Origin of the sequence: Thalassoglobus sp. JC818, assembly GCF_040717535.1 — a bacterium.
Taxonomy (GTDB): Bacteria; Planctomycetota; Planctomycetia; order Planctomycetales; family Planctomycetaceae; genus Thalassoglobus.
This window is the reverse complement of sequence record NZ_JBFEFI010000001.1, coordinates 58,094-74,327: the sequence shown is the minus strand read 5'-3', so window position 1 is coordinate 74,327 and position 16,234 is coordinate 58,094. Positions and strand designations below refer to the sequence as shown.

At 52.3% G+C, this 16,234-nt stretch carries 14 protein-coding genes; 6 read left to right on the top strand and 8 right to left on the bottom strand.

The window, feature by feature from the left end:
- Positions 1-15: 15 nt before the first annotated feature.
- The 4 genes from AB1L42_RS00265 to AB1L42_RS00250 all read right to left on the bottom strand — a co-directional run bounded on the left by AB1L42_RS00265 (position 16) and on the right by AB1L42_RS00250 (position 3,721).
- Entirely contained in the window at positions 16-438 is a 423-nt protein-coding gene (locus AB1L42_RS00265) for a response regulator (RefSeq protein ID WP_367049930.1), read from the bottom strand.
- Entirely contained in the window at positions 435-2,651 is a 2,217-nt protein-coding gene (locus AB1L42_RS00260) for a PAS domain S-box protein (protein WP_367049928.1), read from the bottom strand. The genes AB1L42_RS00265 and AB1L42_RS00260 overlap by 4 nt, the downstream gene beginning before the upstream one ends.
- Positions 2,652-2,967: 316 nt before the next feature.
- Complete coding sequence (locus AB1L42_RS00255) at positions 2,968-3,180, bottom strand: hypothetical protein (RefSeq protein ID WP_367049926.1); 213 nt, start codon at positions 3,178-3,180, stop codon at positions 2,968-2,970.
- Positions 3,181-3,292: 112 nt separating this feature from the next.
- Entirely contained in the window at positions 3,293-3,721 is a 429-nt protein-coding gene (locus tag AB1L42_RS00250; protein WP_367049924.1) for an Rrf2 family transcriptional regulator, read from the bottom strand.
- Between the two features lie 129 nt (positions 3,722-3,850).
- On the opposite strand from AB1L42_RS00250, the gene hmpA reads away from it, so the two are divergent.
- From hmpA to AB1L42_RS00230, 4 genes are all read left to right on the top strand, one after another.
- Positions 3,851-5,095, top strand: coding sequence for an NO-inducible flavohemoprotein (gene hmpA / locus AB1L42_RS00245; protein WP_367049922.1), 1,245 nt, complete (start codon positions 3,851-3,853; stop codon positions 5,093-5,095).
- 542 nt (positions 5,096-5,637) lie between these two features.
- A complete protein-coding gene (locus tag AB1L42_RS00240) occupies positions 5,638-6,678 on the top strand; it encodes an SMP-30/gluconolactonase/LRE family protein (RefSeq protein WP_367049919.1) in 1,041 nt (346 codons plus the stop codon).
- Positions 6,679-6,751: 73 nt separating this feature from the next.
- Entirely contained in the window at positions 6,752-7,699 is a 948-nt protein-coding gene (locus AB1L42_RS00235; protein WP_367049917.1) for a sugar phosphate isomerase/epimerase family protein, read from the top strand.
- A gap of 340 nt (positions 7,700-8,039) precedes the next feature.
- On the top strand, positions 8,040-9,539 hold the full coding sequence (locus tag AB1L42_RS00230) for a protein adenylyltransferase SelO (protein WP_367049915.1): 1,500 nt from the start codon (positions 8,040-8,042) through the stop codon (positions 9,537-9,539).
- Positions 9,540-9,718: 179 nt separating this feature from the next.
- On the opposite strand, the gene AB1L42_RS00225 is transcribed toward AB1L42_RS00230, so the two are convergent.
- Together AB1L42_RS00225 and AB1L42_RS00220 are read right to left on the bottom strand one after the other, a co-directional pair.
- Entirely contained in the window at positions 9,719-10,414 is a 696-nt protein-coding gene (locus AB1L42_RS00225; protein WP_367049913.1) for a class I SAM-dependent methyltransferase, read from the bottom strand.
- Positions 10,401-10,871: an Rrf2 family transcriptional regulator gene (locus AB1L42_RS00220; protein ID WP_367049910.1), complete on the bottom strand. Its 471-nt coding sequence runs from the start codon at positions 10,869-10,871 to the stop codon at positions 10,401-10,403. The genes AB1L42_RS00225 and AB1L42_RS00220 overlap by 14 nt, the downstream gene beginning before the upstream one ends.
- 86 nt (positions 10,872-10,957) lie before the next feature.
- On the opposite strand from AB1L42_RS00220, the gene AB1L42_RS00215 reads away from it, so the two are divergent.
- Positions 10,958-11,557 (top strand): class I SAM-dependent methyltransferase, encoded by a 600-nt coding sequence (locus tag AB1L42_RS00215; protein WP_367049907.1) that lies wholly within the window; start codon positions 10,958-10,960, stop codon positions 11,555-11,557.
- Between the two features lie 180 nt (positions 11,558-11,737).
- Entirely contained in the window at positions 11,738-12,316 is a 579-nt protein-coding gene (locus AB1L42_RS00210) for a sugar O-acetyltransferase (RefSeq protein WP_367049905.1), read from the top strand.
- A gap of 137 nt (positions 12,317-12,453) precedes the next feature.
- Here AB1L42_RS00210 and AB1L42_RS00205 read toward each other — a convergent pair whose 3' ends face one another.
- Positions 12,454-13,602, bottom strand: a complete 1,149-nt coding sequence (locus tag AB1L42_RS00205) for a nucleoside hydrolase-like domain-containing protein (RefSeq protein WP_367049903.1) — start codon at positions 13,600-13,602, stop codon at positions 12,454-12,456.
- Positions 13,603-13,604: 2 nt separating this feature from the next.
- Positions 13,605-15,740: a hypothetical protein gene (locus tag AB1L42_RS00200; protein ID WP_367049901.1), complete on the bottom strand. Its 2,136-nt coding sequence runs from the start codon at positions 15,738-15,740 to the stop codon at positions 13,605-13,607.
- Positions 15,741-16,234 lie beyond the last annotated feature (494 nt).

The window sequence follows — 16,234 nt, the reverse complement described above, 5'->3', positions numbered from 1 at the left end:
GAGACGACTCCAAATCTACTCTTTGGGTTTCGATCTAGAAGTTAGTTTACTCGAATTTGAGGATTTCGAAATCTCCGACTGCGAACGAACCGCTTTTTCGATTGCTGCCTGAAGTTCACTTCCTTCAATCGGCTTTACCAGATACGCAACGACAGTTGAATGGACCGGTTTCGTCGGCGGATCTTGCGACGAAACGATGATCACTGGTGACTTCGAGCAGTGAGCGAGTGCCGAGATCGCAGCGATGCCATCCATTTCAGGCATTGCCAGATCGGTAATGATTAAGTCCGGGCAGCTTGTTTTACAGAGTTCTACAAGCTGTTTTCCGTTGCAAGCTTCTCCGACGACGGAATGCCCCAGTCGGGGAAGATATCGTCTGAAGAATTCGCGAATCTCAAGTTCGTCGTCGGCAACGGCAATTCGCAAGGGCTTTGTCACGGTTGGTCTCTCGGGATTACGAGTAAAAACTCAGCTCCGCCGCTCGTTGAATTGCGCACTTCAATTTTTCCGCGGTGAGCTTCCACAATCCGTTTTGCAATTGCCATGCCCAGACCGCTGCCCTTGTGCTTGGTCGTGAAAAAGGCTTCAAATATCCTCGCTCTGTGTTCTTCCTTTAGCCCAGGACCATTGTCGCGCAACGTCACGCACACCCCGGGCTTTCCATGAATGTCAGAATTGTCACATGAAATCTCTATGACAACTGGATCGTCACACGCTGCAAGTGCATTTTCAAAGAGGTTGCGAAAGACCTGTTCGAGACGGAAAGCATCGACTGAAACTCTCAGATTAATGTCGCTCAAATTCTGCTTCAGCTGAACGTTTCGAGAATTCCACGTTGATTCAAGGTGATTCCACGCCTTGGTCCATATCCCTGATAGATCACAATCGGAAATCTGTAAATTCATCGGGGCTGCAAAGCTTCGCATTTCGTCGTAGAGACGCTGCAAGTCTTCTCGAGCTCCAGCGATTCGCCGCAGGTCCTCATAAGATTCGGAGTCTTGTTCAAACTCAAACTTCAGCATTTCGACGCCGGATTGAATGCGCTGAAGTGCATTGCGACTCTCGTGAGCGAGTGCCGATAACATCTTGCCCATCGCAGCCAGTCGCTCACTCTGTACGAGCTGCTGTTTCATTTGTTCCATTTCGGTCATATCCGTCAAGAAACCTTCGATAGCTTCTATCTGACCGTGTGCGTTGACCACACCGCGACCTTGTTCCCAGATGACCCGCTCGTCGCCGTCGCGGTGCTGAATACGGTAGACAACCTGAAACGATTGACGTTGAGACAGGCTATCCTGAACAGTTTCCCAGATCGGTTGACGATCGTCAGGATGCATCAGCTCAGACCATGTAGGAACGCCTTGAGTTAACTTTTCTGCCGGATAGCCACTTACCTGAACGCATCCATCGCTGATGAATTCCATTGTCCAGTCTTTGTCATTGAGGCAACGGTAAGCTGCTCCAGGCAGGTTGCTCATTAATGTCGACAGCTGCCGCTCGCGAATTCTGACCGCTTCTTCTGCTCGCTTGCGTTCTGTAACATCGTGTACGACCCAGATCTCAACTTCATGGTCTTCGTACCCTGCAAACTCGACGGTCTTAATCTCTCCCGATCGACAGTTGACTTGAACTTCTCGCTTGAGTGGGAAAGCCTGAGTTCGATCTGCTTCATAAAGCTCCAGCATCTCATCGCATCGTTCGCGATAAAGTAACGAGAACCATTCGTCGACGGTTGATACCTCGTCAGGCGAGTAGCCGAACAGATCTTGTGCGGCGCGATTGAAGAAGACGGAATTGCCTTCGATGCAGATTGCGCTCGCGGGGAGTTCCTCGACCAAGCGTCGCAACCGCATCGAACTTGCACGGATGGCGATCTCTGCGTTCCGTTCGACAGTTAAATCACGTGTGATACTCAAGATGCCAGTGACGTCGCCGCTCGGATCAAACATCGGAATACCGTGAGTCTTAACGTTTCGCCTTCCGCCCTTCTTTCCGATGACATCATACTCCGTGGAGGCGCACTCGCCTCGCAACACATTCGCGTTCATTCGTCTCACGGCCGTATGATGCTCTGGTGCGATGCACCACCAGGCAGTATTACCAAGGACTTCCTCAAACGAGTCCGCTTCAATCATTGCGAGTCCGGCGCGGTTGATCACCTGGAATTTTCCATCGCGATCGAAGACCTTTACGCATTCCGGGACGTTGTCGAAGATCGCTTGCAGCAAGAAATTGCGATCAGCAAGCACTGGGAACGGAGGATGTTCTTCCTGCGAAAGGCTTACCCCGAACCAGTGATCTACTTTCCCATTCGCATCGACAACCGGAAGAGCGCGTTCGAGATACGAAAAGTATCTGCCGCAATAACGTCGATACCGAACCTGAAAGGTCTGTTCAGATTTCTCACCGTTCGCGGAATCGTAATTCCGAAGCAGCAGAGAGATGTCTTCGGGATGCACAGATTCGTGCCAATCAGCACTCTGATTGAGCTGGTGTGCTTGTCCAGTGAACTGGCTCCATTCCTTCGAGTGGAACAATCGATGACCGGCTGGCCAATGAGTCCAGACGATGATTTGCGATGCTTCCAACAGCAATCGAATTTCATCGTTCGACGTGAACACGCTCAGGAGTTGAGTGCCTGGAACAGACATGGTTCGCCGACTGCTCGTTACTACTCAGAGAAGGTAAAGAATCGAGTGTCAATCTACGGTTGCGGATCGATTGTAGAGTAATTGACGCGATTGTTTAAGCAGTCAAAAGGCAGAAGAAGTGGAACCACGGAGAAAGATCGCACGATGCTATAAGCCGCTCGCCACACGCTTCCCCAGAAATTTGGGTATCTGTACTCGAGATTTTTCTCTGTCGAGAGTTGTCGCGTCGAACTGGACCGAACGTCGAACAGCATGATTTTCCCGTCCTCAGCATAGATCAAGTGCTGATTGTCCGGCGAGAAACTGAAGTACCAACTCAACTTCGTGGGATCAGTTCGAACGTCCCAACGAGATCGAGAGTACACGGTGGTGGACAGCTCGGATGTAGTCGTCCCTCAATTTGCTGAGAGAGAATCGCCAGTTCGAGACCCTGATAATGCTTCGCTCTGGGAGGAAAACCTTCAATATCTGCGAGTTGATCGCGTTTTTGCCACTTGGTCACGCTGGCTTCTTGCAGCGCTTCATCCACTAGATGCCAATCGGGAGGGATCGCTCAAGCGCATCCACGGAGAGCGGCTTCATTCCTATATAAAGAGGGTCAGAAATCCTGTTCGACGCAATGCAGATCGATGAGGCCAGGTTTACTTTGAAGGTACTTCGCATAATGGGACGATCGGACTCGTCGACTCGATGAGTTGGCGAATTGTCACGTTGGCGAAGGCTGCCTCCGTGGCGGCGTAGGCTTTGTCGAGTTCTGCATGGAGAGGACACAAGGAGGTGTGAGATTCGAGTCCCAGCGGGCATGCATTGATTCTTTCTAGCGGAGCCACAGCGTTTACGATGTCCAGAATTGTCAGCTTGTCGGTGGGGATCGACAGCAGATAGCCGCCGCCTGGGCCGCTGCGCGAATCGACAAGGTCGACAGCCGCCAAGTCTTGCATCACGCGAGTCAGATAACGTCGTGGCACTTTTGTCTTTTCGGCCAGCACGTCCGCCGAAAGAGGCTTGCCATCGTTCGCTGCCAGGCATGTGACGGCTCTCAGGGCGTATTCAGCTGTTTTGGAAATCATGCTCTCGTCTCGCGCAACTTTCTAATTCTGCATCTTGACGTGCAGAATTCAATTCTATACCTTTGGGTGATTGTTTTAGTGTACGGTCGAAACAACCCCGCCAACAACCTTATGCCCACCGAGACGCCCATGCTCAGCGAAAAAACGATCCGAATTGTCAAGGACATCACCCCTGTCGTCGCCGCCAATGCGGAAACCATCACTCGGCGGTTCTACCAGCGGATGTTCGAAGGAAATCCGGAAGTCAAAGCGTTCTTCAATCAGTCGCATCAGCACAGCGGTGGCCAGCAACGGGCTCTCGCCGGAGCGATTTGCGCATACTTCGCACACATCGACAATCTCGAAGCTCTGACTCCGGCAGTCGAACTGATTGCTCAAAAGCACTGCTCGCTGGGAATTCAGGCCGAACACTATCCAATTGTCGGAAAACACTTGCTCGCTGCGATCAAGGATGTCATGGGGGATGCTGCCACAGACGAAATTATAGACGCTGTTGCAGAGGCATACGGTCTGTTGGCCGAGGTCTGTATCGGTCGGGAGGCACAAATCTATCACCAGCAGAAGTCACAATCGGGAGGCTGGAACGGATATCGAAAACTGGTGGTCGAACGGAAGGTTCCAGAAAGCGATATCGTCACATCATTCTATCTCAAATCAGAAGATGATCAGCCACTGCCGGATTTTCTTCCGGGACAGTATATCACAGTGAAAGTCGATCATCCGAAAACGCCCACCTCGCCTCGAAACTACAGTCTTTCAGATCGTCCCGGCACCGGCCACTTCCGTATCAGCGTGAAGCGAGAACCTCGCCCAGTGGACAACGCACCTGATGGGCTGATCTCAAGCTATCTTCACGATGAAGTCAACGAAGGTGATCGTTTAGACATCGGACCGCCCTGTGGTGAGTTCACGCTTGATCAAGCATCAACGAATGGTCGTCCCATTGTCTTGCTGGCTGGCGGAATTGGAGTGACGCCGCTACTGGCGATGGCCAAGTCGCTTCACAATTCCAACACGACGACACCGGTCTATTTCCTGCAGGCTGCGAAGAACAGTCGTGTTCACGCTTTGGCCGACGAAGTGCGATCACTGTGTGGCAACGGATCGAGTTTTCAGACGAAAATCGTCTACGACGATCCGCTGTCTGACGACCTCTCAAGCGGACGCTGTGATGTCGAAGGATTCGTCACGACCGAGTTGCTTCAAAACTGGGTGCCTTTCAGCGAGGCAGACTTCTACGTTTGCGGACCAAAACCGTTCATGACTGCCGTGTTCACCAGCCTCAGCGAACTTGGCGTCTCCGAAGATCGTATTCGACACGAGTTCTTCGGCCCCAAGCAAGACTTGCAGGTGAGCGAACTCGCGACAACATGAGCTTATCCATCCTCCCATCAACATATTGGAGGCGTTAGTCCATGATCCCGAGGCCAATCTTGCTCCTTCTTCGACTGGCTCACCATTTCGTCGATAAGGCGAGTGGCTTCGGATCGTGGACACATAATCTCTGCTGAACTATGGACCTTCAGCGATCATCAAGTGCTTGCCACGCTGAAAATGATTCTTGCAGTTTTCACGCGCGAGGATGAAATTCTTCAACCTGCCGAGATGTTGTCTTCTGAACCGACATCATTGACTGGTGCACGTCGTCTCGCCTTTCAGCGACCATCGATGCTCTCCACAGGAACCTCAGGGCAATCAATCGAGGTGACTGGCGGGAACGACTCCGTTCTTCTTAGGATCGTGTGCGGAATCGCACAAGTCTTTCATGTGCGTTCATTTGGCTTCAAACGATCAAAGAGACTTCAAATCGGCAGCCACTTTCAGAAAAGCACCGTCGCTTCCATTACCGACACTGACTTGCTCCACAAGCAAGTCAGTTTGAACGAATTCATTGACTCTCGTGAATAGAGAAATTTATGCGAACTCTTCTTTCAGCTTTCGTCCTGACAGCCTCACTCGTTGCATTGAGTGCCGTGGCGTCAGCTCAGAACACACTCAACTTCCCACAGATTGGACATGTTGACCGATTTGATCCGGCGCTCGACCAACTGATTGCCGAAGACGCGGTGATTGAAGTTTTGTGTGGCGGATTTGAGTGGGCAGAAGGCCCGGTTTGGGTTCCGGAGGAATCGAACAAGTTCGGCGGGTATGTTTTGTTTTCAGACATTCCTCACAACGCTGTGATGAAGTGGCAGGAGGGAACCGGCGTCTCTGTATTCATGAATCCGGCTGGCTACACCGGTGTCGCAGACTACGGCAGAGAGCCGGGTAGCAACGGTCTCGCACTGAATCCTGAGGGCAGTCTCGTTCTGTGCGAACACGGCGATCGACGCATCTCACTGCTGACTGAGGAGGGAGGTAAAATCACTCTGGCCGATCGCTGGGATGGCAAACGTTTCAACAGCCCGAACGATCTGGCGATTCGCAGAAATGGTGACGTCTTTTTTACTGATCCGATCTACGGGCTTCCCAACAGAGAAGATGATCCAATGCGCGAGATTGACTTCTGCGGCATCTATCGCTGCGAGCCAGATGGGACTGTCACCCTCCAATACAAGGAGATGTCTCGACCGAATGGGATCGCATTCTCCCCAGATGAGAAAACGCTGTACGTTGCCAACAGTGACGGAAACGACCCAGTCTGGCGTGCTTTTCCTGTTCAGGAAGATGGCAACCTCGGCACACCTCGCGCGTTCTTTGATTCTTCCAACAACGACCACATTCCTCGAGGCGGTGGTGATGGACTGAAGGTCGATGTTCATGGAAACGTCTTTGCAACCGGCCCGGGAGGTGTGCTTGTCATCTCTCCGAGTGGCAAGCTGCTCGGCCGAATTGTGACGGGAGAGAGAATTGCAAACGTCGGTTGGGGAAATGATGGCAGCGTTCTCTATCTCACATCTGACATGTATCTGTGCAGAATCAAAACGCTGACCAAAGGCGACCGATTCGAAAGATAAAATTCGAGACGACAGGCGAAGAATGGATCGTTTGACCAACGAAGTCTCTTCGAAGAAATGTGAAGGTTCGGGAATGAATCGTAGAAGTATGCTGAGTGCGACAGCGGCGTCGATCGCGATGGCTTGTAGCCCCGCTACTCGTTGGGTGACGGCTGCGCAAGGCTCAAAGCGTCAGTTCACCAAGGATCTCACTTGGGGTGCGATCGGAGTTCAGACCGATCAGCGACAGGCGATCGAATACGCCGCGAAGTATGGTTTCGAGTCGGTATATGCCGATCCCGGTTTTCTCTCCTCGTTAGACGACTCTACGCGTGCTGAGTTGAAGTCAACGATGACGGAATACGGAATTTCATGGGGCGCTGCAGGACTTCCGGTCGAATTTCGTAAGGACGAAGAGACTTTTCGGGAGGGCTTGAAAACTCTACCGGCGAAGGCAAATGGATTGCAGCTTGCTGGCGTTACTCGAGTCAGCACTTGGCTGCGCCCCTATCACGATGAACTGACCTATGTTGCGAATTTCAGGCAACACGCACGTCGGCTGAGAGAATGCGTCAGGGTGCTCGGCGACCATGATTTGCGGTTCGGGATGGAATATGTCGGCCCTAAGACTCTTTGGGCATCGGGACATCACAGCTTCATTCATACCATGGCTGAGACGAAAGATCTAATCGCCGAAATTGGACATGACAACGTCGGCCTAGTCCTCGACAGTTGGCACTGGTATACGGCTCATGAAACCGCCGATGATTTACGAACGCTGACGAATCAGGACATCGTCGCTTGCGATTTGAACGATGCTCCGGCCGGGATTGCAATTGATGAACAGATCGACAGCCGAAGAGAACTTCCATCAGCCACGGGCGTGATCGACTTGAAATCGTTTCTCGGCGTCCTGGTTGAGATCGGCTACGACGGTCCTATTCGCGCCGAACCATTCAACGCCAAGCTTAATGCCATGGAGAACGACGATGCCTGCAAAGCAACTTCAGACGCCATGAACAAGGCATTTTCGCTCGTCTGAATTGGGTGTTCTCGCGATGCTGATGACAGGTCTCAAGTTCAGTTGGCCAGATTGAATTTCACTCTCGCCGACTTTTGCGATGTTGAGAGCGAATCTAGCGTGCGCACGACCGATTTGGCATGGTTGCGAGTCTAAAACCGTATACAGTGTGCAGGTTGATCGCCTCAAGGGAGACGCGTAGTCTCCTGCCGTGCGTGGAAGATTCTCTTTGGCAGGTAGAAACCGGCTCCACCTACTTTGAATACTGAAAATCAAGCAATGACTCAGTCTCCAAAGAAAAGGCGGAGTTCCGTCTTTGGAGTTGATCTCTCTTCTGAGCATTGCAACAAGGCCCTTATTGATGAACTCGTCTACAATCTCTCTCAACTTTGAGCACAGCTACGCCGAGCATTTGCCCGATTTTTTTGCTGAAGTCAAGCCGACTCCGGTTCAGAAGCCAAGCTTGTTGCAGTTCAACACTTCGCTTGCCAGTGAACTTGGAATTGATGATCGAGGGCTTACTCCCGAACTGGTTCCACGAATCTTTTCTGGAAACGAGTTGCCTCGAGATGCCCGTCCAATCGCACAGATCTATGCGGGCCACCAATTCGGCAATTTCGTTCCCCAGTTGGGAGACGGTCGGGCACTGCTGCTCGGAGAGGTCATCGATCGACAGGGGAAGCGACGAGATATTGCTCTCAAGGGATCAGGGCGAACGCCCATGTCGCGCGGCGGAGATGGAAAAGCTGCGGTGGGCCCCGTGCTTCGGGAGTACCTACTCGGGGAAGCGATGCATGCTTTGGGGATTCCGACAACTCGCGCTCTGGCGGCCGTCGCGACTGGGGAACCTGTCATGCGTGAAAGGCCGCTGCCGGGTGCCGTTCTGACACGCGTCGCTGCCAGCCATGTGCGAGTTGGCACATTTCAGTATTTCGCAGCTCGTCGCCAAACCGAACATGTTCGAAAGCTCGCGGATTATGTGATCCAGCGCCACTACCCCGAAGTCAACGAAGCCGACGATCGTTATCTGGCGTTGTTGCAAAGCGTCGTCCAACGTCAGGCGGACTTAATCGCGAGATGGATGCTGGTCGGATTCATTCACGGCGTCATGAATACCGACAACATGGCGATCTCAGGTGAGACGATTGATTACGGACCATGTGCATTCATGGAAACGTACGATCCGGCTGCGGTTTTCAGTTCCATCGATCACGCTGGACGTTACGCCTACGGAAACCAACCGGCGATCGCACTTTGGAATCTCGCCCGATTCGCGGAGACGCTCCTGCCGCTGCTCGGCGATGAAAACAGCGAGCGAGCCGTTGCTGACGCGACCGCGATTCTCGAAACCTTTCTGCCGAGATTTGAACAGCACTGGTACAACGGCGCATGGACAAAGCTGGGATTGGCCGATTCCAAAAGCGTTGACAGCCTGAATGAATCCGAATGTGCCTTGGTTGATGACTGGCTCGAGCTGCTGAAAACGAACAAGGTGGACTACACCTTGGCGTGGCGAGCATTGGCCGATTTCGCGGAAGGAGACGAGAGTCCGCTTCGATCTCTGTTCAAAGATCAAACTGGACTCGAGAATTGGCTCGCACGCTGGACGGAATTTCAGGGGGAGATTGACCCTTCTCGTTTGGCTTCGACCATTCGCGCAGTGAATCCGCTTTACATTCCTCGCAATCACCTTGTCGAAGAAGCACTCGCGGCAGCCTCGAACAACGGTGACCTCTCAAGCTTTGAAGCTCTTTTGAGTGTCGTGCAACATCCATTCGACGAAAACCCGCAACTCGCCCGCTATGCAGAACCTGCACCTATGACGTTCACAGCGAACTACCAGACATTTTGCGGAACATGAACAGCCCGAATGTCGATTGAGAGAGGCTTGTTACATCGCTAATAGGAACTCTCGAACTCATTGGACCAAAGTACGATTTCTCAGTCACTGACTTCAATGTGTTTTCGGCTTCGTTTAGCGATTCATCAGTGACGCGGGCAGCCAATGCTTCTCGTCGACCCAATTCGAATTCTTTCTCGTCAGGCATATGAGACCCAGCCTTTAAACGCGAACCCGGCATAGAACAGACTGACGTCAGAAAACCCTGCCTCACTCAACAATCTTTCGTCATGTTCAGGATCGAGGATGGTCAGAAAAGAATCGATTGCCTCACGAGCTTGCGATGCCCTCTCCGGCGGGACTCCAGAGTTCACGACATAGGAGGCGTACCGCGCGAGCCATTGGGCTCGAGTTTCGCCGGATTGGGGAAAACTGAGATGAACAACGATGAACGGGGCTTCCGGCTTGAGTCGCTGACGAATGGACGTCAGCATTTGCTTTCGCTCCGCCAAGTCAGCAAAGTGCATCGTCAGGATACACGTCGCTGCATCGAAGGGGCCGTCTGGGGCAGCATCGACTTTGCCTTCGTGAAGAGTCACCCGCGAAGTGAGTGGCCCAAGCGTTTGCTCAGCGAGGCGTAACATCTCTGGTGACGGATCAACGCCATCGAACTCCCAAGTCGGCTCGGCTTCTGCGAACACTTTCAGCTCGAGTCCGCCGCCCGCACCGACAACGAGAATGCGTCCATTTTGCTGAACACGTTCCGCTAACAATAGCGTCGCCATCCGCTGCATGTCCGCGAAGCCCGGTACGGCAAGTCGTGGTGAATCCGAGTAATTGGCAACTGCTTCCGGGTTGTGAAAAGCTGCCTTCAGAACGTCTTCATTCGACTCCATGTCTGTTCCGTTTCGCTTTGAGTGAGATGCCTTGGGCTTGAAGTCGTTCGTGGCAATCGAAACTCAGCGAAGCAAGCGTGACTTCACCAAGTCGCTTGAGTAGAAGTTGTTCAGCTTCGTCGAAAGTCTTCCCGAGCGCCGCGTTCACGGATTGTTCCACAAGACATCCCGGCGATTCGGTTCGATTCCCAATTGCTAACAAAGAAGGGCTGCCGACGGCCTGGTAAATGTCCAGCAGCGTGACTTCATTGAGATCGCATGCCAAGGTCCATCCACCGCCGTGCCCCTTCTCAGACCGCACATATTCTCGCTTGCGGAGCCCCGCCATAAGCCGACGGACGACGACTGGATTTGTTTCCATCATCTTCGACAAATCGTCCGAAGTCACTGGCTCATTCAGTTCTGCCATATGCAGCAAGATGTGTAATACGCCTGATAGCTTGCTATCTCGTTTCATGTAACATATGATATTACGTGATGGCCCGGTCGTCAACTTTGACTGAGAATGCCGATGCTGGCCATCCACAACAAAGGAGACTTAAATTGTCACGACCTGATTGGAATGCAAGATTTTCCGAATCCGAGTTTGCATACGGAACCGAACCGAATTCGTTCCTCGCAGAGAATGCGAATCTGCTGACGACCCCTGTCCTTTCGATTGGTGAGGGGGAAGGTCGCAATGCTGTCTTTATGGCAACTCAGGGATTGAAAGTTCACGCGGTCGATGGATCGAGCGTTGGACTCGGGAAAGCTGAGAGGCTAGCTGCGAGTCACGGCGTCACATTTTCAACGGAAGTCGCCGACCTTAAGGACTTCGAACCTCAGCCAACTACCTACGGTGGCGTTGTGTCGATATATGCCCATCTGCCGAGCGTGGTCCGTGGGAAGCTTTATCCTCTTTTAGTGCAAACATTGAAGCCGGGCGGCATTCTGATTCTGGAGTCTTATTCGGAGGACCAACTCAACCGCAGCACCGGAGGGCCAAGAGAATTGGACCGATTACTGACGTGTGACAAGATCGAGAGTGAACTGGTTGGCCTCGAAACAGTCTTGCTGCAGGAAATTGATCGTGAAGTCGTTGAAGGCAAGTTTCACACTGGCATGGCTTCCGTCATCCAGTTTATCGGCAGAAAGCCGGTCTGACTTACCCCTCGCCGACCTGATGTGCAATGAGTAAAGTAAGGCGACATTCAGTCCCGTTATTGCGCAACAGTTTTTATGTTTGATCGACGGTTGCGTTTTCATTTTCTTCCTGGTTTGCTTGTCAACTACGGAATGAAGGGCCTCCGCAGAAAGCATTCGAAGAGAAGAAACAGCCCACTAATGACTGAAAAAGAAAAGATGCTGGCCGGCCAACCTTACAATCCAGGTGATCCCGAACTATTGGCGCGCTGGCATGAAGCCAAGCGATTGTTGCGACAATACGAGCAAACTCCTACGACTGAACGTGAGCAACTGACAGCCATTCTTGATGAGTTGCTGGGCTCTCATGGCGACGGCCTGTGGATTACTGCCCCGTTCTTTGCGGACTATGGAGAGAACATCCACCTCGGGGATAACTGCGAAATTAACGCGAATTGCGTCTTCCTTGACTGCAACACAATCACGATTGGGAACAATGCCCTCATCGCCCCTGCCGTTCAGATTTATGCGGCCTATCATCCCCTGAGTCCGACAGAACGTTACGGCGATCCTAATGGCACCGACTTCGCATTCTGCAAGACTGAATCAGCACCTGTCGTGATCGGCGACGATGTTTGGATCGGCGGAGGAAGTATCATCATGCCCGGCATACGCATCGGGAGCGGTGTGACGATTGGTGCTGGGAGCGTGGTGACACGAGACGTCCCCGACGGTGTCCTTGCTTTTGGAAACCCGTGCCGGGTGATTCGAAAAATCTAAAGCGACGCATCAGCGAAACTGATGTCTTCCTTGATGACGCAAAGCGATCCAGTGCCAATTGCAGTTCTTGATGTTGGTTTACGCAGAGTGCCGGATTGCCTCAAAATCGCGGGGAATAAATTCCTGTCGAGATGACATTAATCCCGGGATCTTCTCAGCAGTTCATCGTGGATTTTCCGTGACGATTTTTTGAAGGCTTGTTCATTGCTAAGTTCGGTCTCGGCATTGTTGGTGCCGTCGGAAGCGATGTCTTTCAGGCTAACGCCCCATTTCTCAAGCAAGGTCCAGTAGGTGGCAGAATCGGAGTGATCGACTCCGCCTCGGACGTATTTGCCGTCAACGAAAATGGTGCCCAGCCGACTGGTCCGAAACTGGTCGAAGTACTCGTCGCCTCTAGGCCCACCGCTGACGATGCCATGTTGACCAATCGCGCCGCATTCGTGGTAGATGATTTTCTCTGACTTGGCTTGCTGCTTTAAGTAAGCGCAAGCTGTTGCATCTTCCTGACAGTTCGCGACTCGTTCAGGATGCTCCTGGGAGCCCTGATGTAATGAAGAATTGGTCCAGTGGGCGATAAACCGCAGACGTTCCAACACACCGTGCTGACCTGTTGAGAGGCAGTGCGAAACCAGGATCGCAGGTTCCGTCAGCGATCCCCAGCAAAGCACATTGATTCGGTCACCGTCCTCGAGCATTTTCGCCTCTTTCAGAAGGGACAGCACGGTCGGGTAGTCGTCGAGTGAACGATAGTCTTTCGAGGTTGAAAATCTCTCGCCTGTCTCTTTGATGCAGGATTCCACGAATGCCACATCATCCGGGTATCCACCAAACCGCTCATTCAGTCGCTGAACGTCCGCACGATATGCGTCTCCGAAATAGAGATTTGCCCACGCAGCCTGGTCGGGCGTTTTTTGGTGTTCGGAGCGGTGAGTACTGGCAACGACAATGCCAAGCGTCTCAAATTCGTTGGCCATCAGAAGGTAACCGGCCATCGCCGAAACATCATCCGGATCATTGATGGTGCCGCGATGGTTGGTTCCCTCGAGCATTGGATCGCTCATGTCAGTGTAGATCCAGACTTTCGGCTTCTTTGACTTCTGGTCATCCTCGACAGTTTCTTCAATCTCAGGCGCTTCGTTCTGTTCTTGAGGTTCGTCTCGAGGGGATTCAACTCCTCTTCCCAAAACTGGCAATGACCCCATGAGCGAGGCACAGAAGGCCAGATAGAAGAGAACGCCGCACTTTGAGTTCTCAGGAATGAAGCGGAAGTTCGTGTTGGAGCACATTTCTAAAACTCTCTCCACTCGACCCCAAGTTGTTCCAACTTTGCTGCTGCGGTTAAAAAGTGAGCAGAAATCCAATAGATGTTCCAGACTTCTGCATAGCCACCCCGCATACCTTCGACTTGGTCGACCGCGTCGTGCTGTTGATAGTTCGTTTGAAACATCTGCTCGCCCTGTACGCCGTTAGCGAGGTTTGTCATCTGGCCAGCACTCACGAACAGCAGCTTTGCGATCTGTTCGTAGCGTTTGTCGCCAGTCCACTGAGCTAACTGCCACAATTCGGGGGTGAACAGCACACCGAAAACATCCAGGTGCTGATTTTGCACCGAAACGCTGGTCCAACCTCGAGTCTTGAAAGCGTGGTCGGTCAGTCGACCTGGAGGCAAAGGCACATCCCAGACGTAGAGATAACTCAAGACGACGTCACCTGCGTGAATCGCAGCATGAAGGTATTTCGCTTCCTTTGTGGAATCATACAGTGCACAGTATCCTTGCATTGCCGCCCATGCGCCTTCTTTGTCTTCGCACTTTGCGTCGAGTGTTCCCCCCCAGTAGGGTTCTGTCATGTCCTGATGTCGTTCAATCGAATGATCGGCAATCTTACGCGCAGCTGTCATTAACCGTTGATCACCCAGCAGTTGACTCGATTTGACCAATGGTGCGATCGCGAACGCCTCATTGGTTGAGACAGGACGCCAGTTGTCAGCGAGCACGTTTTCAGCAACGTGAGCGATTTTGTCTCTCAGGAACTCTTTCCATCGCTCGGATGCAGCACGTTGAGTAGAGTCCCCTTGTTGAGCGACAACAATCGCGTCCGCCAATGCGTTGAGAACTTGTGACTGCGAGAGGATGTTCTGCCGCTCGAGCCACTTGTGTTGCTCATAGTCGTAGACGATTGAAAAGTTCGCGTCTTTCGTTTTCGTTGGGGATGGGGACGTAACCAGAAAATCGAGCGATTCGATCGCTCGATCTCGCCAGACGTTTGGTTCATGCGTGAATTCTTCGAGCTTCAAAACTTGCAGAGCAAACCCGGGAACCTCAGCTCGATCGGCCCAGCCCATCATGATCCATGGTTGTGCCTGTGGCGGGCGAGTGCGGAAGCCGGAGCAATGATCGTCTGCATACCAGCGGTCAAACGTGTCTTGCAACTTGGCAGCGAGGACGTCTTCTGTTCTTGGCATTGTTCGATCGTGTTGTGGATCGAAGAGGTCAACTGAAGTCCACAATGGCTGATGAAAACCATGTCCCGTCGTTTCGTTGGTCGTCAACTGCAGGTAGAACTCTTTCTCGATCACAGCTCCCGGAGCAACTTTCACCAGATGAGCATCTGGGTATGGCAAGAACTTCTTCTGACGAGCTTTGACGACGCCCCTCTGCCCATTCGATGCAACCGGGCCGCTTTGAAGATTTAATTCGACTCCGCTTTCGTTTTGAACTAAGCCGAGCGACCACCAAAGATCTTCTCTTGCTCCGTAGGGCAGCATCGAGGGCCGGGAATGAAGTGCCGCTGTGAATGACTGGTCGGATTCGATGCTGGCAAACGGAAATGGGAAGCGATGCTCTTCGTATAAGCCCTCGCATCCTGGTTCCCCCGTCCATGTCGGGACACGTTCGCTCGCAATACGCGTCCCTGATGGGTTTCCAAAGTAGTTGATCCCTGGCAGAAAAGGACGAAGTGGCTGACCTCCCTGCTCGTTTACCTGAAATCGAATCGAAAGGACGACTGGACCACTTGGCTCGTCACCCAAGTACGTCCAACGTCGCTGGCCTTGCACGACGCCGTTCGTGAGTGACCGATACTGATCTTCGATTTTCCACTTACCATCAGGTGTTTCAACAACGCCGCTGAGAATACTCCACGGACCAAGTTGTTTCAGTTCGCTCGGGTCCGCGTGACTCTCTTGTTTCGGACCGTCGTTGCTCCAGCCTGTTCCGATTGTCCACAGGCCTTGCTCCGGAGCTTGGAGTGTCGCTCCATCGATCGACATCTTGATAGTGGGGAAGACTTCCAGTTCCGCTGCCGTAATATTCGAGCGACATACCAAAATCAGAAAGGTCAGAGTCAAAAAAGCGAAGTGAGGATAATAGAGACGCATGTAAACGTTACCTAAACAAAAGAAGACAGCTTGCATGGATTTCATGAGGCGAGTTCGATTCGGTAAGAGTCTTGACATTCAACCGGTATTAGGTACTGAACAGAATCGGCTGCCCGTAATCTGAAGAGTGACGCTTGAAGTCACTATTTGAATGCGCGTCGATTCGCCCGTTTCGGTGGGCTGGAAGGTGCGGGAAGTGTTGATAGCCATGTCATGAGCTTCTCCTTCAACTCGTTTGAGACCGCAGGGTGTTCAGCGGCAACACTTTGCTTTTCGCCTGGATCGTTGGTCAAATCAAACAGTCGATCCTGATTCTCCGAACGGACTAACTTCCAATCTGCAGATCGGATTGCAGACTTTTCCTTTCCTTGAAACGTCCATTGTAAGAAAAGATGTGCATGGGGTGCGCCCTCTCGGTCAATCTCAACATTGGAGCTGCGAGTGAATTCAATATTCGGAAGCCTGCACAATGTACTTGGAAGATAGAATACTCAATTCACGGATTTGGTTTTCCGCATGCTCGCAATCAGGTCATCCGG

Bases quoted from the DNA above. Each gene is read 5' to 3' on its own strand.
- AB1L42_RS00240 (WP_367049919.1), top strand. From the start codon at position 5,638: ATGCGAACTCTTCTTTCAGCTTTCGTCCTGACAGCCTCACTCGTTGCA.
- AB1L42_RS00220 (WP_367049910.1), bottom strand. From the start codon at position 10,871: ATGAAACGAGATAGCAAGCTATCAGGCGTATTACACATCTTGCTGCAT.
- AB1L42_RS00235 (WP_367049917.1), top strand. From the start codon at position 6,752: ATGAATCGTAGAAGTATGCTGAGTGCGACAGCGGCGTCGATCGCGATG.
- hmpA (WP_367049922.1), top strand. From the start codon at position 3,851: ATGCTCAGCGAAAAAACGATCCGAATTGTCAAGGACATCACCCCTGTC.
- AB1L42_RS00205 (WP_367049903.1), bottom strand. From the start codon at position 13,602: ATGTGCTCCAACACGAACTTCCGCTTCATTCCTGAGAACTCAAAGTGC.
- AB1L42_RS00225 (WP_367049913.1), bottom strand. From the start codon at position 10,414: ATGGAGTCGAATGAAGACGTTCTGAAGGCAGCTTTTCACAACCCGGAA.
- AB1L42_RS00260 (WP_367049928.1), bottom strand. From the start codon at position 2,651: ATGTCTGTTCCAGGCACTCAACTCCTGAGCGTGTTCACGTCGAACGAT.
- AB1L42_RS00210 (WP_367049905.1), top strand. From the start codon at position 11,738: ATGACTGAAAAAGAAAAGATGCTGGCCGGCCAACCTTACAATCCAGGT.
- AB1L42_RS00200 (WP_367049901.1), bottom strand. From the start codon at position 15,740: ATGAAATCCATGCAAGCTGTCTTCTTTTGTTTAGGTAACGTTTACATG.
- AB1L42_RS00230 (WP_367049915.1), top strand. From the start codon at position 8,040: ATGAACTCGTCTACAATCTCTCTCAACTTTGAGCACAGCTACGCCGAG.
- AB1L42_RS00250 (WP_367049924.1), bottom strand. From the start codon at position 3,721: ATGATTTCCAAAACAGCTGAATACGCCCTGAGAGCCGTCACATGCCTG.